The sequence below is a fragment of the Lysinibacillus fusiformis genome (assembly GCF_003049525.1).
GTDB classification, from domain to species: domain Bacteria; phylum Bacillota; class Bacilli; order Bacillales_A; family Planococcaceae; genus Lysinibacillus; species Lysinibacillus fusiformis.
Genome location: NZ_PYWL01000003.1, coordinates 252112 through 274778 on the forward strand (window position 1 = coordinate 252112; position 22667 = coordinate 274778).

Sequence of the window (22667 nt, forward strand, 5' to 3'; positions counted from 1 at the left end):
AGGAATTTATTCTTGTGGTATTATGAAAAAAAACTTCAATACCCGGTAAAGGTTAGTACTTGTAATCCTATGCTTGCAAAATTTTTAATTGAGCAATATGGGGGTGCTGATGGGGAATTAGCAGCAGCACTTCGTTATATGAATCAACGCTATACGATTCCTGACAAAGTGGTTGGTTTATTAACGGATATAGCGACTGAGGAATTTTCACATTTAGAAATGATTGCTACGATGATTTACAAGCTGACAAAGGATGCTACGCCAGAAATGCTAAAAGAAGCGGGATTAGGAGATCATTATGTAAATCATGACAGAGCTTTATTTTATCAAAATGCCTCTGGTGTGCCATTTACAGCAACTTATATTCAGGCAAAAGGGGACCCAATAGCAGATTTATATGAAGATATTGCCGCAGAGGAAAAGGCACGTGCCACCTATCAATGGATTATTGATTTATCTGATGATACCGATTTAAATGACAGTTTGAAGTTTTTACGTGAACGTGAAATTGTCCATTCCCAACGTTTTAGAGAGGCGGTAGAAATTTTAAAAGATGATAGAGATCAACAGAAAATCTTCTAAGAAAAAGTGGCTGGCTGTATCAAGGGGTCTTGAAACAGCCTTTTTGTTGTTATTGTATGTTTGAAAAATAAGCGAGATCTTTTCGATGGCCAATCATCACTAAAATATCTTCCTGTTCCATATTTTGCTCAGGGGAGGGGGAAATAATGATTTCTCCTTCTCGAACAATAGCAATAACACTAACGTTATATTTCGCACGCAAATCTAAATCTCGCAGATTTTGCCCAGCCATTTTTGAAGGGATCATAATTTCTTCTATACTATATTCCTTAGACAATTCGATATAATTCAGCATATTCGGAGACAATAGCTGATTTGCCACGCGCTCTCCCATATCTCGCTCAGGATAAATAATCCAATCAGCACCTACTTTATCTAAAACTTGACCATGTCTTTTACCGAGAGCCTTAGCAATAACTTTTTTTATCCCTAGTTCTTTTAATAAAGATACTGTTAAAATACTTGACTGCATATCGTTACCTATAGCCACTATAACGCAATCAAAATTTCCTATACCAATAGAGGTTAAAGCTTTTTCTTCAGTTGTATCAGCTACTACAGCGTGGGTAACATAGGGCTCTGCATCCTCCACTCTTTCTTCATTAATATCAATTCCTAAAATTTCTTGTCCAGCTTCATGTAATCTGCGGGCAACACTTGTGCCGAACCTTCCTAGGCCAATAACTGCATATTGTTTAATAGCCATAGCTATAGCACTCTCCTCTAATTTTTTATCCAATCATAATATTACCTTTAGGATGTCGAAAGGCTTCTGTTTTTCGTCGTTTTGTAATAGCGAAAGCAATGGTTAATGGACCTAGTCTTCCGGCAAACATCGTTAAAATAATGAGAATTCTACCAGTAGGGGATAACTCAGGTGTCAACCCCATCGAAAGACCGACAGTACCAAATGCAGAGGTTGCTTCAAATAAATACATCATGAAACTATGACGTTGTTCAGTAATGCTAAGAATGATTGTCACAACAACAACGATAAGTACGCCACACATTGTGACAGTCAAAGCCTTTAAGATAGTCTCAGTGACAATTCTACGTTTAAATAAAACAACATCTTCTTTCCCCCTGATTTGTGACCACATTGTAGCAACTAATACTGCGAAAGTTGTTATTTTTATTCCACCTGCAGTGGAACCAGATCCAGCTCCAATAAACATTAAGAGAATTATTAAAAATAATGTGGAATGTGTTAAGTCACCAATAGCAAGTGTATTGGAACCTGCTGTTCTTGGTGTAACAGCTTGGTAAAAAGAACCTAATACTTTGCCCCATTCAGTTAATGGACCGAGTGTTTTATCATTTCCAAATTCAAACACAAATATCAAAATTGTAGCGGTAACCGTTAAAAAAATTGTAAACGCTAATACAATTTTCGTATGGACGGATAGTCTTTTAGTAAATCGATATTCATATAGTTCATTCATGACAATAAATCCTAAGCCTCCAAGTGTAATGAGAGCGCAAATTGTTAAAACGACGAATGGGTCATCTACATAAGCTGTCATTCCGTTAAATCCGCCCATTAAATCAAAGCCTGCGTTATTGAAATTAGAAATTGCATGGAAAAAACCAAAATAAACAGCTTTTCCTATTGGCATATCAAAAGAAAAACGAATAGATAAAATAAGACCACCAATCATTTCAATCAATGCTGTAAAGAGCAGTATTCTCTTTACTAATTTTACAAGGCCGGCAATGGATATATTATTAAATGCTTCCTTAAGCAAAAGTCTTTCTTTTAAAGATATTTTTTTCCCAAGTAGTAAAAATAACAATGTTGCAAATGTCATGAATCCTAAACCACCAATTTGGATTAAGAATAAAATGACTACTTCTCCGAAAACTGAAAATGTATCACCTGTATCGACAACAATTAATCCCGTTACACAAGTTGCTGATGTAGCGGTGAACAATGCATCTAAAAACGAAAGTCCCTTTCCATCTTCTGTAGAAAGAGGTATCGTTAAAAGAAAAGTCCCGATGATAATAATAAGTGCAAAGCCAAGTACAAGAATTTTGGGAGGATTTAATGTGTTTCTAAAAGTGTTCATCTTGTTCTCCTCTATAGATGTAAAATAACTTGATTTTAAAAATGCATAAAAAAAGACCAACTAAAAAAGCATGTAAAGGATAGTAGAAAACATGCTAATAATGGTGGTCGAATAGGACCTCCTTCGCTTTAGCCGACGAAGTTAGCTGACGGGTAGGATGGCGAAAGAGTTTCTCATCCTTTCTGTATTTCAGAATTAACCCCAATATATTGGGTCCTCCGTTCTCAATGTTTGAGATTTGGCCATTATTAAATTGAATGTGATTATTCTACGCCCATATTCTATTTTCTGTAAACCCCTATATTAATAGAAAAATGCAATTTTTTTTTTATTGTGAGCAAAATTTGATCATCTAATTCCAATTAGAAATAAAACCAAAAATTCACTTGATATTTTCGCACACTTTCTATTGACCATTATTAGACAATACGATATAATTTTTTAGTACACAACAGAAGGTTATTTGCCTAATTGTGTATTGACGTGTGTTCGGAGGGAGGGAAAGAGAGATGTCAAAAACTGTCGTTCGCAAAAACGAATCGCTTGAAGATGCTCTTCGCCGCTTCAAACGTACTGTATCAAAAAGTGGTACAATTCAAGAAGTTAGAAAGCGCGAGTTCTACGAAAAACCTAGCGTTAAACGTAAAAAGAAATCAGAAGCTGCACGTAAACGTAAGTGGTAATTTAATTTCCCATTAAAAATCCCTACGTTCATAACACGCAATCGTATGATTCACTGAGCAGACAAAGATATACCTGGAATTAATTACAGCTGTAATTAATTTCAGGTATTTTACATTGCTCGTTTTACGTACATATGAAAAAGCCGGATGGATATCATGTAGATTCATTCGGCTTTTTTGTGTAATACTACGTAGTATAAGCAACAAGTACATATAGCTGAAATAATTTTTTAGATTTGTGAAACTTTTTACATGTTCGACCGTATATACAGAGGAGAAGCATGTTAGAAGGGAGGGAAAAAGGTGCGAAAACGGAGAATCCTTAGTTACTTACTAGTGATATGGGTGACTTTTTTGTTAGCGTTTCCATTAACTTCGGCTTTTGCAAGCAGTAAGGTCTACCACGTTCCTATTCATAATGAAGTGGAGCGAGGGCTTCACGCATTTTTAGAACGAGCTTTTAATGAGGCTAAAGAAAACAATGCGAAAGCGATTATCTTAGATATACATACGCCTGGCGGATTTGTAAATGCAGCAAGTGATATCGCCATGCTTATGGATGCAACGGATATACGGACGATTGCTTTTATTAATAAGGATGCCCATTCAGCAGGTGCTTTTTTAGCCTTACATGCGGATGAAATCTACATGGTACTCAATGGAACAATCGGTGCAGCAGCTGTTATCGATTCAGCAGGTAATGCGGCCGATTTGAAAGCAAATAGTGCATGGCTTGCTCAAATGTCGGCAGCAGCGGAGACATCAGGTCGAGATCCTAAGTATGCTTTAGCAATGGCTGATTCGAGTTATGAATTGCCGGAATACCGTGCGGAAGGAAAAAATCTATTAACGCTTTCAGCATCGGAGGCATTAAAGGTCCAATACTCAGAGGGTACCGTGAAAAATTTTCAGGAACTTTTAGAGAAAATAGACTTACAAGAAAGTGATGTCGTTCCAATCGAACCAACATTCTCTGAGAAATTGGCTCGTTTTATTACAAATCCAATTATTGTTCCAATTTTATTATCCATTGCAAGTCTAGGTCTTGTAATGGAACTCTATTCGCCAGGATTTGGAGTTCCAGGTATAATGGGATTATCAGCACTTGGTTTATTTTTCTTTGGACATATGGTTGCAGGCTTTGCTGGCTATGAATCCTTATTGTTATTAATTATTGGTTTAGCACTTGTAGTTGCAGAGTTTTTTGTTCCTGGTGGAATTGTCGGTATTTTAGGTGGTGTTCTCATAATACTAAGTTTATTACTGGCAGGTGCAAATATTATGCAAATGATAATAGCAATTCTCATTGCGCTTGTAATAGCGATTATAGGAATGGTGATTCTGATGAAATTTTTCGGGAAAAAACTGCATGTCTTAAACAGGCTGGTGTTAATGGATGCAACTACGACAGAAGAGGGCTATGTATCCAACGTCAATCGCACAGAATTGTTAGGAAAAGTAGGGACTACACTTACTCCTTTACGTCCATCGGGTACAATGGTTCTTGGCAGTGAACGCATTGATGTTGTATCAGAGGGCGGCTATGTCGATGCAAATAAACATGTAGAAATTATTAAAGTTGAAGGCTCACGCATTGTCGTGAGACAAACAGAAAAAGAGATGGAGGAATAGAAAATGGGTTTTGATTTAGCATTAATTGGTCCTATCGCTGGACTGGTTATTTTATTCATTGTACTAGCGGTATTCTTTACCTTTGTACCAGTAGCACTATGGATTTCTGCACTGGCTGCAGGCGTCCGTGTTAGCATTTTCACATTAATTGGGATGCGTTTACGTCGTGTAATTCCGTCTCGAATTGTAAATCCGTTGATTAAAGCACATAAAGCAGGTTTACCTGTTACGATTAACCAGCTTGAAAGTCACTATTTAGCTGGTGGTAATGTAGACCGAGTTGTCAATGCATTAATTGCTGCTCACCGCGCGAATATTGAATTATCATTTGAGCGCTGTGCCGCGATTGATTTAGCTGGGCGAGATGTATTAGAGGCAGTTCAAATGTCTGTAAACCCAAAAGTTATTGAAACACCATTTATTTCAGGTGTAGCGATGAACGGGATTGAGGTAAAGGCTAAAGCCCGTATTACGGTACGTGCCAACATCGAGCGTTTAGTCGGTGGTGCTGGTGAAGAAACTGTTATTGCCCGTGTAGGGGAAGGGATTGTTTCTACAATTGGTTCGGCAACTAGCCATACAGAAGTATTAGAAAATCCGGATATGATTTCACAAACAGTTTTATCAAAAGGTTTGGATTCAGGGACAGCCTTTGAAATCTTATCCATTGATATTGCTGATGTAGATATCGGTAAAAACATTGGTGCAGAATTACAAATTGAACAAGCGCAAGCAGATAAAAACATTGCCCAAGCGAAGGCCGAAGAGCGTCGTGCAATGGCTGTAGCGAATGAGCAAGAAATGATTGCCCGTGTTCAAGAGATGAAAGCGAAAGTTGTAGAAGCTGAAGCAGAAGTACCTCAAGCGATGGCGGAAGCATTACGCTCAGGTAATCTTGGTATTATGGATTACATGAACTATCGTAACATTCAAGCTGATACGGCTATGCGTGATTCCATTTCAAAAGTAAGCAACGACAAACCTGAAACAAACGAACCAAATGTTTAATAACGGAAAGGAGCGGAACTAACATATGGAACAATTAATTATTTTTGCAATAATTGCCATAGTCAGCTCTATTTTCGGAAAATCAAAAAATAAGAAACCACAAAAACCGATGCCTCCTTTTAATAATAAGGATACACGTGTAGAGTCACCTGTTTTGGAAGAAACTCCGCAACGTCATCAAAAACCGCAAAGTTTTGAAGATTTTGCTCGAGAATTTATTGGGGATTGGATTCCAGAAAATGAAAAGGTTCAAGACACTAAAAAAAATGTTGAGGAACAAGTGAAGAAGGAAGTACCAAGCTATGTTGCGCCACCTGTCATTCCAGCTGATGTGCCACACCGCTCGTCTACTCGAGAGCGAAAAGGACGATTAGCAGCTGGGAAGGAAGAAGTGAAAGCAACTGGGACTCATTCTCCTTTTCAAGTTCCACAATCTAAAACGGCTCTCATGCAGGCTGTGGTAATGGCTGAAATATTAGGTCCTCCAAAAGCAAAAAGAAAATAACTAGCATGTCCTCCTTTTTCGATGCATATATTGCCGAAGAAGGAGGCATTTTTTTTATGAAAAAATTATTTCAATTAACGCCACTACTTGAATTGTCCGAATTTGAATCATTAAAAATCATTGGACCTTATCGTTTTATTCATGCAGATGCAACGACATGTTCGTTTGCTTATGCAGATTATCATATTACTGTTACTGCGGATCTGGTGAAGATTCATGCACTAAAAGAAGAAATGCTTCATCTTTCTGTTGAAAATTTACAAGAGATTCATATGAAAATGACAAAGAATATGGGTGTGAGCTAAAATGTGGAATAATCGGCCAATCATTATACGTATAAAGCGCCATGAAAATGTTCATCCTTTTATTCAAGCATTGCACGCACAACATGTTCCATTAAAGCGTGTTGTCTTTAGAGAACAAGAGGTTTCATTTGAAACAACGATGCATCATTTACCAAAAATTCGCCGTATACGAAGAGGCTTTCGTTTGAAAATGGCTGTTTTTTATGCGGATGAGCTGCAAGTTTTCCGAGCTCAGGTTTGGACTTTGATTGGTTTGGCTTTAATGATTGCCATCCCAATAATTGGTGCGCAAGTGATTTGGAAAGTAGACATTGAAGCCGCGACACCTGAATTGGAGCAGCGCTTAGGTAAAACCTTTCATGATACATTTCAAATAGAAACACCACTTTCTAAAAAAAAATTACCTTCTAATACTGTTATACGCCAAAAGCTACTAGAACAGCATCGAGAACTTTCTTGGGTGCATATTGAAAAAAATGGAGGACGCGTGGTACTAAGACCACAGGAGTCACCTAAACAAACGAAGCAGACAAATGAAAAATTGGCATCGCAATTAGTAGCAACGAAAAGCGGTATTATTACTCACTTTGATATCCAAAATGGGGAGCGGAAAATTTCAGTAAATGATACAGCCTATGAGGGGGATGTTCTTGTTAGTGGTGTGATTGAAAGTGGAACAAATCATGTCTTTGTTGGCGCAAAGGGCGAGGTTTATGCAGACTATTGGCTAGAATGTACTTTTAAAATTCCTACAAAAATTACAATGGAAACCTTGCAACAAAAGCAATGGCGAGTATTGGTGAAAGGTATTCATCAAGAAAAAGTTGATTATGTGCAAAAAAAGGATTTACCGAATTGGCTAGACCCTTATGTGTCAATTGTGGAGGAACAGCAAACGAAAACGATGCAGGTGGAGCTTGATGAATCGAAAATTGAGACTTTACTCATCCCACTCCTGCATGAAAAAGTAATACGTTCGTTACCTGCTAAATCCATCATCAAAAAAGAAAACCTTTTACAGGCAAAGTGGGGTAATGGTACAGTTGAAGGGAAAGTTCTATTTTTAGTCAATGAAAACATTGCAAGTCCAATACATGGCCTACAAGGAGAATGATTATGTCAGAACAGTTAACTGTATTACAAGTGGATAATCCAAACGAAGCGGTTATGCTACTCGGAATTTCCGATGCAAATATGAAGCTGGTTGAGGAAGCACTTAATGTTCATATCATTACCCGTGGTGAACAAATTCAACTTGCGGGTGAAGAAAGTGCTAAGGAACAGGCAACATATCTGCTGCATGCATTATTGAAGGTCATTCGCAAAGGTATTAATATTGATCAACGTGATGTATCTACAGCTATTGAAATGACTCAAAAAGGTACCATTGAATATTTCGCAGAACTTTATGATGAAGAAATAGCACGCACGACAAAAGGTAAACCAATTCGTGCAAAAACAATTGGTCAACGAGAATACATACAAGCAATCCGTCATAAAGACGTTGTTTTTGGTATAGGTCCAGCCGGTACTGGGAAAACGTATTTAGCGGTAGTCATGGCAACGCAGGCACTTAAAAATGGGCATGTCAAGCGCATTATTTTAACTCGTCCCGCTGTTGAAGCAGGAGAGTCTCTAGGCTTCCTTCCTGGTGATTTAAAGGAAAAGGTAGATCCTTATTTAAGACCTCTCTATGACGCCTTAAACGACATCTACGGGTCTGAACAGACCCAACGATTGATTGAACGAGGAACGATTGAAATTGCTCCATTGGCTTATATGCGTGGCCGTACATTAGATGATGCTTTCGTTATTTTAGATGAAGCACAAAATACAACTCATCAACAAATGAAAATGTTTTTAACACGATTAGGCTTCGGTTCGAAAATGGTAATTACAGGTGATAAAACACAAATCGATTTGCCTAAAAATACGGAGTCTGGCTTAATCGTAGCAGAACGTACATTAAAATATGTAAAATCAATCCATTTCCAAGTGCTAGAACAGGGGGATGTTGTCCGTCACCCAATAGTAGCCAAAATCATCCAAGCCTACGAAGAACAGCAACTTTAGAATGGCAAAGCCTTTCTAAAGTCTGCCCCGAAAGCGAAGCGACAGGGGCAACAGGGTTAAACAAGTCTGCCCTGTAAATGTGAATGATTAAAATATGGAAAAAAATGTGACAGCTATACGAATTTGTATAGCTGTTTTTTGCTTTCTTATACATTTTTCGAGAAAAATGTATGTTGAATTGGTATGATAGAAGGTAGATAGAGGAGGTGCCAGATGGAGAAACAACTTCGAAAATTTACAGAGCTTATCGGTTTTCGCTATTTTATTATCATCATTCTCATTTTAACAGGATGCCTACAATTTGGATTGATGTATGGCAATGTTAAAGGAGTTACATATGATTTCAAACCTTTACAGTTAGCCCCTGAAACCGTACGATCTACTAAAACAATAGAAGATACCTACAAGACACAGCAAGAGCGGGAAAAAGCCGCAACTGCAGTAGGCCCGGTCTATCAATTTTCGGAGGATGTCGCCAAGCAAAGAGCAGCGATTGTCACATCGTTATTTGATTATGTACTTGAGGTAAAAAAGGATGTGGCAAATAGTAAGGAACCTATTGCAATTGCCGATCAAGTAGGGCAGCTTCGCAAAAAATTTGAATCGCTCGATGAAGATCAAATGCCACTCATCTTCACGGATTCACAGCTAGAAGGACTTTTAGTGCAGAGCGATGAGGATTTAAATAGAACAAGTATCCAATTATCCAAAACCGTAGAGGAATACTTACAAAAATCCATTCGACCTGAAAATGTCTTTGTTGCTCAAAATGACTTTGAGACGAAAATTCGAGGACAAAGAGGGTATCCAGATAAAATATTCAATACGGTTGTTTTAATTGGCCGTACAAGCATCATTGAAAATGAAACCGTTAACGAAGAGCAAACGAAAATAAGAAAAGAACAAGCGAAGGAAAGTGTAGAGCCTACAAGAATTTTACAAGGTCAAATTATTGTGCAGGAAGGCCAGATTATTGATAAAGAGGCATTTCGACAATTAGAGCTTTTAGGGATGATTAGTAATCAAGCTTCCTTAAAACCAATTGCAGGACTCATAATTTTAACACTGCTCCAAATGGTGTTTATGTATATTTTATTCGAGCGTTGGGAGGCTAACGAACGAAAAAAACGAAATGCATTATTGGTAACAGTGATTGTTTATAGTTTGTCCATCTTGCTAATGAAATTTATTAGCTTAGTTTCTGGCGGATTTGATGTGACCATTGCCTTCCTTTTCCCAACAGCATTGGCTACGATGCTTGTCCGTCTATTGGCAGATGATAAAGCAGCAGTGCTTGTTACAGTTATGACTGCTGCTTCGGCTGGCGTTATTTTTCAAGAAGGCTATTCATCCGTTATGCAAATGGAAATTACGCTTTATATCATTTTCGGAGGGTTTGCAAGTTTATTCTTTTTGCGTAGTGTTGAGAAGCGGTCCCATATTTTACAGGCAGTTGCGGTTATTTCTCTTGTAAATATGGCTTTTATCGCCTTCTATTTATTAATGACACAATCATCCTATGGTTTACCAGAATTAGTGTTTTACTTTGTAGCGGCTATGTTATCTGCATTGCTTTCTGGTGCATTGACAATGGGTCTTTTACCATTCTTTGAGTCAGCATTTAGTTTATTATCGTCATTACGTTTAATTGAGCTATCCAATCCAAATCATCCATTATTAAAAAAATTACTAATGGAAGCACCAGGAACATATCATCATAGTGTGATGGTCGCAAACTTAGCTGAAGCTGCCTGTGAAGAAATAGGAGCAGATGGGTTACTAGCTCGTGTAGGGTGCTACTATCATGATATCGGAAAAACAAAGAGACCAGCTTTCTTCATTGAAAATCAGATGTCAGGCATTAATCCGCACGATTCTTTGCCTCCTGAAACAAGTGCAGAAATTATCATTGCTCATACAACTGACGGTGCAGACATGTTAAGACGCTATAAAATGCCTCAGGAAATTATTGATATTGCGTTGCAGCATCATGGGACAAGTTTGTTAAAATTTTTCTTGTTTAAAGCGAAAGAGCAAGGGAAATCCTTTGATGAGGCTACGTTTAGATATCCTGGCCCAAAACCGCAAACGAAGGAAGCAGCGGTTATAAGTGTGGCAGATAGTGTAGAGGCAGCAGTACGTTCAATGAAAGAGCCGAATGCTGAGAAAATTCATAAGCTAGTACGAGCTATTATTGACGATCGAGTACAAGATAACCAGTTTGATGAATGCGATATTTCAATAAAAGAGTTAAAATGTATAGAGAGAGTACTTTGCGAAACGTTGAACGGGATTTTCCATTCACGTATTGAATATCCAAAGGCAGATAAGTAGGAGGATCTATGATTTTAACAATTGATTTTACAGATGAAACAAATGAAGTGGCGGCACAACATATAGAGCTTGTAGAAAAGCTTTTGCAACATGCAGCGAGTGTAGAAAACATCGAGCCAGAAACAGAGGTTTCTGTGACGTTTGTCACAAATGACACGATTCAAGATATAAATCGCGAGTATCGCGGGAAAGATCAACCAACCGATGTCATTTCCTTTGCATTGGAGGAACTAGGTGAAGGTGAAATGACTGTAACTTTTGAAGGAATGCCCCGTATACTAGGCGATATTATTATTTCGACAGATCGTGCAAAAGAGCAAGCTGAGGAATACACTCACTCCTTTGAAAGAGAATTGGGTTTTTTAGCTGTCCATGGCTTTTTACATTTACTCGGTTATGACCATATGGAGCCTGAAGAGGAAAAAGTGATGTTTACAAAACAAGATGAAATATTACAAACTTTTGGTTTAGGACGAGATTAAATGGATTTGCGTAAATACTTGCGATCATTTGGCTATGCGTTTGAAGGCATTATAACTGCAAGTAAAGAACAAAATTTAAGATCACATATTGTGAGTGCAGTCATTGTCATACTGGCTGGTTATTTTACAGGTTTGTCTCGAACGGAATGGTATATTGTGCTACTATTAATAGCACTTATGTTTGCATTGGAAATGATAAATACAGCTATTGAAAGAGTAGTGGATTTGGCATCGCCGAACCTTCACCCACTCGCCAAGCAGGCAAAAGATATCGCAGCAGGTGCTGTGCTTGTATTTGCGCTATTCAGTGCTATAATCGGATTACTTATCTTCTTACCAAAATGGTTGTAATCGAAGTGAGTATCTGATATGAAAAATTAACTGTATTATACTAACGTGAGGGAGAAATATGATAGATGACAATTGATATGCATGCATTACTAGAGGAATCTAAAAAAGCGCGTGAAAAAGCATATGTTCCATACTCAAAATTTAAAGTAGGAGCAGCTCTTTTAACGAAGGCCGGAGAAGTTATTCACGGTTGTAATATTGAAAATGCAGGCTATAGTATGACGAATTGTGCTGAGCGTACAGCATTTTTCAAGGCTGTGTCAGAAGGTACTTATGAATTCGAGGCTATTGCTATTGTTGCAGATACAGAAGGCCCATGCGCACCATGTGGAGCATGTCGTCAGGTGATGATGGAATTTTGCGCACCGACGATGCCTGTTTATTTAACGAATTTAAAAGGTGATGTTACGGTAACGTCAGTGGGCGAATTATTACCGTTTGCATTTACAACGGAGGATTTAGAGAATGCTGGAAACTAGAAGTGGCTATAAGTCAGGCTTTATCTCTATTATTGGTCGTCCCAATGTTGGTAAATCGACATTTTTGAATCGTGTCATTGGCCAAAAAATTGCGATCATGAGTGATAAACCACAAACAACACGAAATAAAGTACAAGGTGTACTGACATCAACAGATAGCCAAATGATTTTTATTGATACACCAGGTATCCATAAGCCAAAACATAAACTTGGTGATTTTATGTTAAAAGTTGCCAAAAATACATTGCGTGAAGTGGACGTGATTTTATTCATGGTGAATGCTGAGCAGAAGCTTGGCAAAGGCGATGAATTTATACTAGAAATGTTGGCGGAAAATTCGACGCCAGTATTCCTTGTTATTAATAAAATCGATCAGATTCATCCAGATGAATTACTTGGAATTATCGAAAGCTATAAGGAACGCTATGAATTTGCTGAAATTATTCCTATCTCAGCGTTACAAGGCAATAACGTAGAAAGCTTATTGGACACGTTGTCGAAATATTTACCAGATGGGCCACAATATTACCCAGCTGACCAAGTAACGGATCATCCAGAGCGTTTCATCATTTCTGAGCTTATTCGTGAAAAAGTATTACATTTAACGCGCGAAGAAATTCCACATTCCATTGCGGTTGTTATTGATAAAATCCGTCGAGATGAGGAAAACAATGATAAAATTCATGTCTCAGCCACTATAATGGTTGAACGTGATTCTCAAAAAGGTATTGTCATTGGTAAACGTGGTGCCCTATTAAAAGAAGTAGGGACACGTGCACGAAAGGATATCGAAATGCTATTAGGTTCTAAAGTCTATTTAGAACTATGGGTAAAAGTCCAAAAAGATTGGCGTAATAAATCAACACATTTACGTGATTTCGGCTTCCGTGACGATGAGTATTAAGATGCTTTGCTGACTAGGGTAACACCGTCAAAAAACTAAGGTCTACAGCATTGGCGGTGTGAATGCCCTCGGTCATATAGATTTTACTTTGAGCTGTCCAAAATATTTTGGAGAGCTCTATTTTCATGGACAGTTTATAGGAAAGGAGGGGGACTATGCTTCATAAATGGGAAGGAATTGTTTTAAAAGTACGCGCTTATGGTGAATCTAATAAAATTGTTACGTTGCTTACGCGGGAGGCAGGGAAGGTAGCAACCATGGCAAGAGGTGCGAAAAAGCCTTCTAGTAGATTAGCGTCGGTCACACAGCCTTTTACATATGGCATGTTTATGGTACAACACCATACTGGTATGGGGACATTGCAACAAGGGGAGCATTTGAATTCAATGCGCCATATTCGTGAGGATATCATAGCTACTGCCTATGCTAGCTATATTATGGAACTTGTGGAGCGGGTCGTAGAAGAGGGAAAACCAGAGCCTTTCGCCTTTGATGTCCTGCTGCAAGCGCTCCAAGCGATAGAGGATGGCTATGATCCTGAATCCATCACACTCTTTGCTGAATGGAAGATGCTACCCTATACAGGAGTCCAGCCTATATTACACGCCTGTGCCGCATGTGGGGCTGTAGATGGGGAATTTGCTTTTTCCTTTGCACAAGGTGGTTTTTTATGCCATCGTTGTTATCAGCATGATCCCTATATTATTCGCCTAACGCCGACACAACTTAAGCTTATTCGTATGTTCTATACAGTTCCCATCGATCAAATCGGGAAAATTGAATTAAAAAAGGAAACGAAATATTTTATAAAAAAAATTATAACAACAATCTATGAAGAACAAACCGGAATTCGTTTTAAGACGAGAAAGTTCATCGAGCAGTTAGAGAGAACCCCTGAATTACAAATACGCACTGTGAACGAAGAAAAGCCAGAAGAACCTTAACTGAACTGCCCCGTAAAAGTTAGACATCAATCTAACTTTTACGGGGGTTTTTTTTATGGCAAAAGTAAGTGTTGAACAACGTATTCAATCAGTTCAACGAAATTTAAATGGAAATGAAACCATGCTTGAAATTGCGAAAGATATCGGTGTGACAGCAGAGGTTGTCAGTGAATGGGTTCGCCGTTATCAAAAAAATGGCGTAGAGACTTTCTTAACGTCCTATACAAACTGTTCAGCTGACTGAACTAAAGGAAATCTATGAAGTAGTGGAATTAATCAAAGTCGCTGATATTCCACGTAGTACGTATTGTTACTGGAAAAAGCGTTTGAATCGTCATGATAAATACGCTGATGTGAAAATCGCAATTCAGTCCATTTATCATGAACATAAGGGACGTTATGGTTGTCGTCGGATCACCAAAGAACTAAAAAAAATCGGTATTCATCACGATCCAAAAACGATTAACTGCTTGATGAATGCCATTGGCATAAAGTGTGAAGTCCGCATGAAGAAATATCGTTCGTATAAAGGTAACGTCGGAAAAATTGTCCCAAACATATTACAACGCGATTTTACAGCGGAAAAAATGAACGAGAAATGGGTAACAGACGTGACAGAGTTCCATCTATTTGGTGAGAAACGCTATTTATCACCCGTCCTTGATCTATGTAATGGCGAAATCATTGCATACTCGGTTATGAAGCGTCCAGTGTATAAACTAGTCCATAATATGTTAGAACAAGCATTGGAGCGCCTTGAATCAAGTGATCAAGTTATTCTTCATTCAGATCAAGGTTGGCATTATCAAATGAAAAAGTATCAACAAACATTAAAGCAACATGGTATTACGCAGAGTATGTACCGTAAGGGTAATTGTTTGGACAACGCAGTCATCGAAAATTTCTTTGGCTTATTAAAATCTGAACTCCTGTATCTACAAGAATTTGAATCCATGGCACATTTTAAACAGGAACTCTAAGACTATATTCACTATTACAATCACAAACGAATGAAAGAAAAATTAAAAGACCTAAGCCCGGTGGAGTACCGAACTCAGGTCTTAGCAGCTGCTTAACTAAATATGTCTAACTTTTTTTGGTCAGATCATAACATTCCTCTGGCTTTTTTTATGATCTAATTCCCATTTATATTTTTACATGTACTAAAATTTTTAGGAAGTCCTCTGAATCATCTGAAAATCCAGTTATCACTAATTTTCCTGCCCCTTCAGCTAAGGGATGAATTATGATAGCCTCTGACATATCCTCATTTTCATCCCATGTGAGTAGGTTCAGTATTACCATAAATGGCCATCATATAATCCTGCTAAATTGACTAGCAATAACAAAATGTTACTGTGCTGATGCTATTGCTAGTTAGAATAAACGCTGAGACCTCAACCATATACCCCAAATAATAGTATGTAAAATTTTCTAGCATGAATGATATGGACTTTGTGAAAGGGATAGCTAAAATACCTAATTTATATAGAAATTTTATTAAGGATAATAGAGGGAACTATAACCTTTGTATGATGTAATTGGTAATGTGACCTCAAAGTCTTGAACCTGGTGTTCCTATTAAATTGTGTTGTAAATGAATAAAATTTCAATTTTTACAAAATAAAATTTTTACATGAATTTAGTTTTTTATATTAAATATTAAATTTATAAATTTTATTTATGAGTCTATATAACTTAATTTTTCGTTTTATTGTTTTTCTAAGAATGTGTTATTGTGAGAATAGTCTTGTGTTTTTATGTAGTTTTCAATGTATAAATAGTAGAAACTAATCACTCGAGTCCCATATACTAGTTGAAAAGGTATTTTAACCTATGATATTGTAAGTGATATAGATATTCTTATTTATATTTTTTTAATATAATTTAGTCGTTTAATCCCCTGTCGAAATAAATGTACTTAATATAGATCTGACATGCCTATGAAATAGAAAACAAGCCTCTATCAGCAAAGCGTATTTTTATACGTTTATCAGAATAACGCAGTCCTATGGAAGAAGGAGGGAGTCACATAGTGCTTAGTACATAGCGTATGTGGCAAAAATATGCTACGAAAAGTAACCTTAAGTATTCGTGAAGTTGAAGCGGATGATATTTTAGCGGAAGATATCTTTTCAGATTATCGTTTATTAGCTAAGAAGGATTTAGTTTTAACGGAGCGAATTATTGCTTTACTTAAACTTCGAAAAGTAGATGAATTATCTGTCTATCTACCATCGGATTCAGTTCGAATTGTCCATGATTTAAGTGCTCAGCGAACGAGAGAATACGAGGATTTATTTTCACCACTAATGGAGGAAAAAGATCCAATCGATGACTATAAAGAAACCGTCCATCAACTTTTTATGACAACTCTAGAGAATGTTGTCCATGAATTGCGTTATGGTCAAATTTTAAAAAGCATACAAGATACCGCTTATGTTCGCGGTGTTTTTGAAAAAATTTTAGAAGAAAAACATCGCTATGAGTTACTTATGCGTTTAAAGGAATGGGATGAGTATTCTTTTGTCCATTCATTTGATGTATTTGTATTAGGAACCATTTTTGCTAGATATTTGGGGTTAACAGATATCGAAACATTAGCAAGAGGTTATTTGTTCCATGATATTGGGAAGGTCTTTATCCCCCAAGAAATTTTAAATTTAAAGCGTAAGCTCTCAGAAGATGAGTTTGAAATTGTTAAAACACACACAACAAAGGGCTATGAGCTGCTTATCGAAAATGAAGAGGAAGATATCGCCTATTTAGCGCGAGATCATCATGAGCGCTTTGCTGGGAAAGGTTATCCTAATCAGCTTTGTGCGGATGATATGAGTGAAGGAGTACAGTTGCTACAAATTATTGATGTGTATTCTGCGATGACGTCTAAGCGAGTTTATCACGATGGTTATGGAGCAACGGATGCGTTAGCTGTTTTATACAAGGACCGGCATTTATATAACGAAAAATTCATGCATAAATTTGTAGAATGTTTAGGCATCTATCCCGTTAACTCTGTTGTGATGCTATCTGATAATCGTAGTGCACAAGTAGAGCTTGTTTACGATTTATTTCCTACATTGCCCAAGGTGAAATTACTAGATGAGCAAACATCAATGAACCTACCCTTGAACTATAGTGTTAAAATAGCCAAAATGATTGATTATCGTGCAAATAGCTTTGAAGAGATTTTTAACCTATTCGTGGAGCAATTAATCAGATGTGATGAAAATAATCTAAGAATGCATTTTAGTAAATTAATAGATCATTTACACCCGAAAGAAATTGTCCTAAGAATATTTTTACCAGCTTTTCGCATATTACGTCTGTTAACGAGAGAAATACAAACGGATATGACGAAATATAGAAATTCTATTACTATTTTAAAGAAATTATTAGAAGAACAATTAAACGTTCTGTATATGGATTATCAGCATGAAAAAACGACCATTCTAGTTGTGGAAACAACCCTTCGTGAAAACTTCTTCATTAAGCTTGTGCAAAGCATTCTGTATATTGATAAAATTGTGCCTTTCTTCATTAATCCAGGTGATGATCAACGTATTACACAGCTAATGGGGCATTGTGATGTCAATGTCGCTTATTTTATTGAAGATGAACAAACCGTTGAAAAGCGAGTTCGTCCAATGCGAGAAGGGGCCTTTCTCTATTATTCATTAGCCGATATAGAGGAATTACTTGTTAGCTTAATAGGTATGAGTGTGAAAAAGTTTTCATTTGAGGAAAAAATGCAAGAGCGTTTATTTTCAACTTACAAAGCATAAGAAGAGGGAGTTGCCAGTAATGGCGACCCCCCTCTTTATTTTAACTATTAAAATTGAAGATGTTTTTCAATATAGGCTTTAACTTCTGAAATTGGCATACGAACTTGTGTCATAGAATCGCGGTGACGTACTGTCACTTGGCCATCTTCTTTTGAGTCAAAATCGTATGTGATACAGAATGGTGTACCGATTTCATCTTGGCGACGGTAACGTTTACCGATTGATTGTGATTCATCAAAATCAACAGGGAACGCTTTGCGAAGTTCAGCCCAAACGTCTGTAGCTTCATCAGATAATTTTTTAGAAAGAGGTAGAACAGCGGCTTTAAATGGTGCAATTGCTGGGTGGAAACGTAAAACAGTACGTTTATCGTCACCTTCCAACTCCTCTTCATCATAGGCATCGCATAGGAATGCTAATGTCACACGGTCAGCCCCTAAAGATGGTTCGATACAATAAGGAATATAACGTTCATTTGAAACAGGATCAATATAAGTGAAATCTTCACCTGAATGCTCCATATGTTGTTTCAAATCATAATCTGTACGGTCAGCGATACCCCAAAGCTCTCCCCAGCCAAATGGGAATTTAAATTCGATATCCGATGTCGCGTTAGAGTAGTGAGACAGCTCATCATCCTCGTGATCGCGAAGACGCATAGAATCTTCTTTCATGCCTAGGTTTAATAACCAATTTTTACAGAATTCTTTCCAATAAGAGTGCCATTCAAGATCCTCGCCTGGCTTACAGAAGAATTCAAGTTCCATTTGTTCGAATTCACGTGTACGGAAAGTAAAGTTACCTGGTGTAATTTCGTTTCGGAAAGATTTACCAACTTGTGCAATACCAAATGGAGTACGTTTACGCATAGAGCGTTGAACATTTTTAAAGTTTACGAAAATACCTTGTGCTGTTTCTGGACGTAAGAAAATCTCGTTTGTAGAAGACTCTGTTACACCTTGGAATGTTTTAAACATTAGGTTGAATTGGCGAATATCTGTGAAATCATCTTTTCCACAATCAGGGCAAACTACATCGTATTTAATCATTGTTTCTTTCATTTGATCAAATGTCATACCATCAACAATGATTTCATCACCTTTTGCTAACGCTGCGTCTTCAATTATTTTATCAGCGCGATGGCGAGCCTTACATGATTTACAGTCGATCATTGGATCATTAAAGTTCCCAACGTGACCAGAAGCCACCCAAGCTTTTGGGTTCATTAAGATGGCAGCATCGATACCAACATTGTGCTCTGATTCCTGAACGAATTTTTGCCACCAAGCTTTTTTAATATTGTTTTTTAATTCAACACCAAGTGGACCGTAATCCCAAGTGTTTGCTAGACCACCGTAGATTTCTGAGCCTGGGAAGACAAAGCCTCGATGTTTTGCTAATGATACAATTGTTTCCATTGATTTGTTAGCCATAAAATAGCCTCCTTCAAAATTTTTCACCTTTTTAGCGGTAAAACGCTAAAGCTTTTCATTCAGTGTTGACTAAATGAAAATAGCACCCGTCTCCGGGCACAATGTATGCCCAGGGACGAGTGCTAATACCCGCGGTTCCACCCTGATTGTTTTAAACAAAACGTTTAAAACCTCTTTTCAAAAAGTTAGCTCAAGGAGTGCCTTTTCTCTGTTGCTATGTAGACTTTCACCATCTTCTACTCGCTCTTGAATGGAACAGATACTTTTTTCCCATCATCGCCTGTATAACGCAATTTGCTCGAAAATATAAATAGAGCCAGCGTATGTGTCAACATTGTAGCACGTAATTCATTGATTCGCAATCATTATTAAACTGTATAGAGAACATATGGTGTTCAGAAGGCCATAAACCAGTTTTGACGGTCAACAGCCTCGTCACACGAGGGGACTGTGAATTTTAGCTAAATATTGTTTGGGGCTTTTTCTAGTCCTCCAAAAAGCTGTCCCATACGGTCAATAATGACTGAAGGACAGTTTTTTAGATAAGCGGACATTTATTTTTTTAATGAAATCTCAAATTTGGCGTCTACTTCTCCTGCAAATACAACTCTACCGTTTTCTGGTAATAAGACTTCGTTTATACCACTAACGACAGTATAGTTCACGCAATTACCTGCTTGGTCGTATACAGCAAAGGAGCCATTGGACGGCATTTTAACTGTCATTATTTTTTCTTTTGCATTTGTTGGTACTAAAAACCATTTAGCATGGCCGTCCGCTTGGATCGTTGTCACAGATTGTTTGCCGGGGTAGAGCGGTTTTACAAGCTCCTCGTGACCGTATAAACCTCCTGCTACTGTAAAATATTCCACTCCATTTTTCTTGAAAAATTCAATTTCCATAGTATCTCGACCAGCCATGCCAGGGATTTGTAGCTGGTTAACTGCTTGGTTTGCTCCAATAATTTTATTAGTTAACAAATAGCCTGGAACATCTTTAATCGTATCAATTGTTACAGTTGGTGCAGAATTAGTGTAGAGCATCGATGAATATTTTTCATTCATCAAATAATATTTTTCCCCTTCACGTTTCTCCCATACGGAAGCTATGTCTTTCGTTAAGATATTGGCTTCTAGCTTTTCAGCTTTATACTCTGAGACAGCTGTTTGGGGAAGACCCGGTACATTAAAATACAAGCTGGACCATAAATAAGTGTGTCCATTTTTCTCCTCTATGAACTTTATCTTTTCTGTCCCTTCCTTGTTCACAAATGAACCATCTGCTGTATATGAATACGTTTGGATAGGGTTATTAGGGACCGTAAGCATAGATACAGACAATTCACCATGAGAATTAATTTCTACCTTCATTAACGCACTTGAAATACCACCATAAATACCTGCATGCTGCGATAACTCCTGTGGCATTTTAGCCTTTATAGGCACGCCATGGGACTTTTTCGGCTTCTGTTCATGAATAATCCCTTTTTCCTGAAGTGCACTAAGCAGAATTTCATTAGCTAACAGTTGATCTAATAAGCTTTGACCTCCTGAGGAGACAACAGCCGCAGCCATGTTGTATTCCGGAAGTACAACTAATGAAGAATGATAAGATAATGTATCTCCACCTTTCGTAAGTGCCTTGATGCCATATTCACTGAATGGGAACAAGCGTACACTATCCCAGCCTAGCCCGTAAGCGACGAAAGATGGATCAGCTTCCTCAGGCCACATGCCTCTTTTATACTCATCTTGTGCCATGGCTTCTACTGATTCACGAGTAAGAATATCACTCACCTGTCCTGTGAATATTTGTGAGAATTTAACGAGATCTTCAGCTGTGGAGTATATGCCGCCCGTAGCAATAATGTTAGTATTTTCTGCAGGTAGTTGTCCGTTAAAGGCAGGGGAGTAGATCCCCGCTAGTTTTGAAGAATCCACTAGATTCTTCGGTGTTTTCGTATGGCTCATTTCTAGAGGCTCTGTCAAATACTTGCTGATAAATGCGGTGAAGCTCATACCACTTACTCGTTCTATTAGAATTTCAGCTAACGTAAAACCATCGTTACAGTAAACCGAAAATGCTCCCGGATCAGCCTTTAAGTTTTGAGTGGCTAAATGCTCTAGCAAAGAATCATATGCATATGAATCGTTATCGTCATATAAAAAGGTATTTAGCGACGAAGTTCCTAGCAGGCCAGAGGAATGATTCAGGAGCATACGAGGTGTAATTTGTTTGTAACGGTCGTCTTTCATCTTAAAATCAGGTATATAGTTCACTACGGGCAAATCCAACTCTACCTTACCTTCGTCGACAAGCTTCATAACAGCCGCTGTGAGCATCATTTTGCTCGTAGAACCTATACCGTACATTGTATTAGCAGTAAGCGGTCTATTGCCATTTAAATCGTTTTTGCCAGCATGCCCTGAAATGACAATTTCTCCATCATCGATGAGTGCGTATTGCAAACTTGTAGCGCCGTACGTTTCAGTTAGGAGCTTAGCTTTTTCTATGCCTACTTCTTTGGTCGCCTCAAATGTAAGACTACCACTGTTATTGACGGCAGTTGTGGCCATTGTAGACGTGGGGGCTAGTATAGTTAGCATGAGGATTACAAGGATTGATGTTTTAGTGCCCATCCTCATTTTCATTGCCTTTCTCATTATCATTTAAATCTTCTCCTTTCATTAGCTGTTAATGGGACCTCTTAACGGGTCCTAAGGAAAGCTTATACAACGGAGATGTACTGCCAGTGACGATAGTATGAACAGAGTATGAACAAGTGAAAAAATGTTACAGTCGACAATGTGAATTTCGGAAGAGGTGCTTTTATATCAGCTTAGATGCAAAGTGGAGGAGGTTTTTTCAATACATTTAATTTATTCGTTTAAAATACGACCTGTTTTTACGATACCTTTTTATTTTGTATGATGTTACTCCAATGAAGCAATGATAGTCATTTGAACTATTATGGAGAACCAAAAAATACTACTTCTCCTCAGCAAGAATCCTTGCATGAGAGCCGTAGTATAAAGAATATTGGCTTGGACAATTTGAAGTGTTCAACAACCGGCCGTAAAGGCTTTTGATAATTGATT

General features: G+C 37.7%; 21 protein-coding genes, 1 pseudogene and 1 riboswitch. Of the genes and pseudogenes, 17 read left to right on the forward strand and 5 right to left on the reverse strand.

Features of this window, described 5'->3' with window-relative positions:
• The first annotated feature begins 12 nt into the window (after positions 1-12).
• Entirely contained in the window at positions 13-582 is a 570-nt protein-coding gene (locus tag C9J29_RS10125; RefSeq protein WP_031417041.1) for a manganese catalase family protein, read from the forward strand.
• A 49-nt stretch (positions 583-631) separates the two neighbouring features.
• Here C9J29_RS10125 and C9J29_RS10130 read toward each other — a convergent pair whose 3' ends face one another.
• Complete coding sequence (locus C9J29_RS10130) at positions 632-1288, reverse strand: potassium channel family protein (RefSeq protein ID WP_008179458.1); 657 nt, start codon at positions 1286-1288, stop codon at positions 632-634.
• Positions 1289-1313: 25 nt separating this feature from the next.
• The gene (locus C9J29_RS10135; RefSeq protein ID WP_107922093.1) at positions 1314-2651 is read right to left on the reverse strand and encodes a TrkH family potassium uptake protein; all 1338 of its coding nucleotides are present in this window, start codon (positions 2649-2651) and stop codon (positions 1314-1316) included.
• 115 nt (positions 2652-2766) lie between these two features.
• A riboswitch (cyclic di-AMP (ydaO/yuaA leader) is annotated at positions 2767-2905 on the reverse strand.
• A gap of 255 nt (positions 2906-3160) precedes the next feature.
• Here C9J29_RS10135 and rpsU point away from each other — a divergent pair.
• From rpsU to C9J29_RS10205, 15 genes and pseudogenes are all read left to right on the forward strand, one after another.
• Positions 3161-3334, forward strand: coding sequence for a 30S ribosomal protein S21 (gene rpsU / locus C9J29_RS10140; RefSeq protein ID WP_004227078.1), 174 nt, complete (start codon positions 3161-3163; stop codon positions 3332-3334).
• A gap of 303 nt (positions 3335-3637) precedes the next feature.
• Complete coding sequence (locus C9J29_RS10145; RefSeq protein ID WP_107922094.1) at positions 3638-4966, forward strand: NfeD family protein; 1329 nt, start codon at positions 3638-3640, stop codon at positions 4964-4966.
• A 3-nt stretch (positions 4967-4969) separates the two neighbouring features.
• Positions 4970-5974, forward strand: coding sequence for a flotillin-like protein FloA (gene floA, locus C9J29_RS10150; RefSeq protein ID WP_008179446.1), 1005 nt, complete (start codon positions 4970-4972; stop codon positions 5972-5974).
• A gap of 25 nt (positions 5975-5999) precedes the next feature.
• On the forward strand, positions 6000-6479 hold the full coding sequence (locus C9J29_RS10155) for a hypothetical protein (protein ID WP_089986149.1): 480 nt from the start codon (positions 6000-6002) through the stop codon (positions 6477-6479).
• A 56-nt stretch (positions 6480-6535) separates the two neighbouring features.
• Entirely contained in the window at positions 6536-6784 is a 249-nt protein-coding gene (locus C9J29_RS10160; RefSeq protein WP_043990604.1) for a hypothetical protein, read from the forward strand.
• Position 6785: 1 nt separating this feature from the next.
• A complete protein-coding gene (locus C9J29_RS10165; RefSeq protein ID WP_107922095.1) occupies positions 6786-7898 on the forward strand; it encodes a sporulation protein YqfD in 1113 nt (370 codons plus the stop codon).
• A 2-nt stretch (positions 7899-7900) separates the two neighbouring features.
• Positions 7901-8857, forward strand: coding sequence for a PhoH family protein (locus C9J29_RS10170; RefSeq protein WP_008179439.1), 957 nt, complete (start codon positions 7901-7903; stop codon positions 8855-8857).
• Between the two features lie 213 nt (positions 8858-9070).
• The gene (locus tag C9J29_RS10175) at positions 9071-11191 is read left to right on the forward strand and encodes an HD family phosphohydrolase (RefSeq protein WP_008179437.1); all 2121 of its coding nucleotides are present in this window, start codon (positions 9071-9073) and stop codon (positions 11189-11191) included.
• 8 nt (positions 11192-11199) lie between these two features.
• Positions 11200-11673, forward strand: coding sequence for an rRNA maturation RNase YbeY (ybeY, locus tag C9J29_RS10180; RefSeq protein WP_089986148.1), 474 nt, complete (start codon positions 11200-11202; stop codon positions 11671-11673).
• Positions 11674-12024, forward strand: coding sequence for a diacylglycerol kinase family protein (locus C9J29_RS10185; protein ID WP_008179433.1), 351 nt, complete (start codon positions 11674-11676; stop codon positions 12022-12024).
• 65 nt (positions 12025-12089) lie between these two features.
• The gene (locus C9J29_RS10190; RefSeq protein ID WP_008179431.1) at positions 12090-12503 is read left to right on the forward strand and encodes a cytidine deaminase; all 414 of its coding nucleotides are present in this window, start codon (positions 12090-12092) and stop codon (positions 12501-12503) included.
• The gene (era, locus tag C9J29_RS10195) at positions 12490-13407 is read left to right on the forward strand and encodes a GTPase Era (protein ID WP_107922096.1); all 918 of its coding nucleotides are present in this window, start codon (positions 12490-12492) and stop codon (positions 13405-13407) included. Before C9J29_RS10190 ends, era begins: the two co-directional genes overlap by 14 nt.
• A 155-nt stretch (positions 13408-13562) precedes the next feature.
• Positions 13563-14351: a DNA repair protein RecO gene (recO, locus tag C9J29_RS10200; protein ID WP_090002542.1), complete on the forward strand. Its 789-nt coding sequence runs from the start codon at positions 13563-13565 to the stop codon at positions 14349-14351.
• 55 nt (positions 14352-14406) lie between these two features.
• Positions 14407-14595, forward strand: a complete 189-nt coding sequence (locus tag C9J29_RS25120) for a helix-turn-helix domain-containing protein (protein WP_171365476.1) — start codon at positions 14407-14409, stop codon at positions 14593-14595.
• Positions 14594-15427, forward strand: a pseudogene (locus tag C9J29_RS10205) (IS3 family transposase); the annotation flags it as partial. The gene C9J29_RS25120 and the pseudogene C9J29_RS10205, both read left to right, overlap by 2 nt.
• A 70-nt stretch (positions 15428-15497) precedes the next feature.
• On the opposite strand, the gene C9J29_RS10210 reads toward C9J29_RS10205, so the two are convergent.
• The gene (locus tag C9J29_RS10210; RefSeq protein ID WP_174804740.1) at positions 15498-15656 is read right to left on the reverse strand and encodes a hypothetical protein; all 159 of its coding nucleotides are present in this window, start codon (positions 15654-15656) and stop codon (positions 15498-15500) included.
• Positions 15657-16417: 761 nt separating this feature from the next.
• Here C9J29_RS10210 and C9J29_RS10215 point away from each other — a divergent pair.
• Complete coding sequence (locus tag C9J29_RS10215) at positions 16418-18136, forward strand: HD-GYP domain-containing protein (RefSeq protein WP_089986145.1); 1719 nt, start codon at positions 16418-16420, stop codon at positions 18134-18136.
• Between the two features lie 47 nt (positions 18137-18183).
• Here the strand turns inward: C9J29_RS10215 and C9J29_RS10220 are convergent, their stop codons facing one another.
• Together C9J29_RS10220 and C9J29_RS10225 are read right to left on the reverse strand one after the other, a co-directional pair.
• Complete coding sequence (locus C9J29_RS10220) at positions 18184-19569, reverse strand: glycine--tRNA ligase (protein ID WP_107922097.1); 1386 nt, start codon at positions 19567-19569, stop codon at positions 18184-18186.
• 554 nt (positions 19570-20123) lie between these two features.
• Positions 20124-22238, reverse strand: coding sequence for a serine hydrolase domain-containing protein (locus tag C9J29_RS10225; RefSeq protein ID WP_164908730.1), 2115 nt, complete (start codon positions 22236-22238; stop codon positions 20124-20126).
• Positions 22239-22667 lie beyond the last annotated feature (429 nt).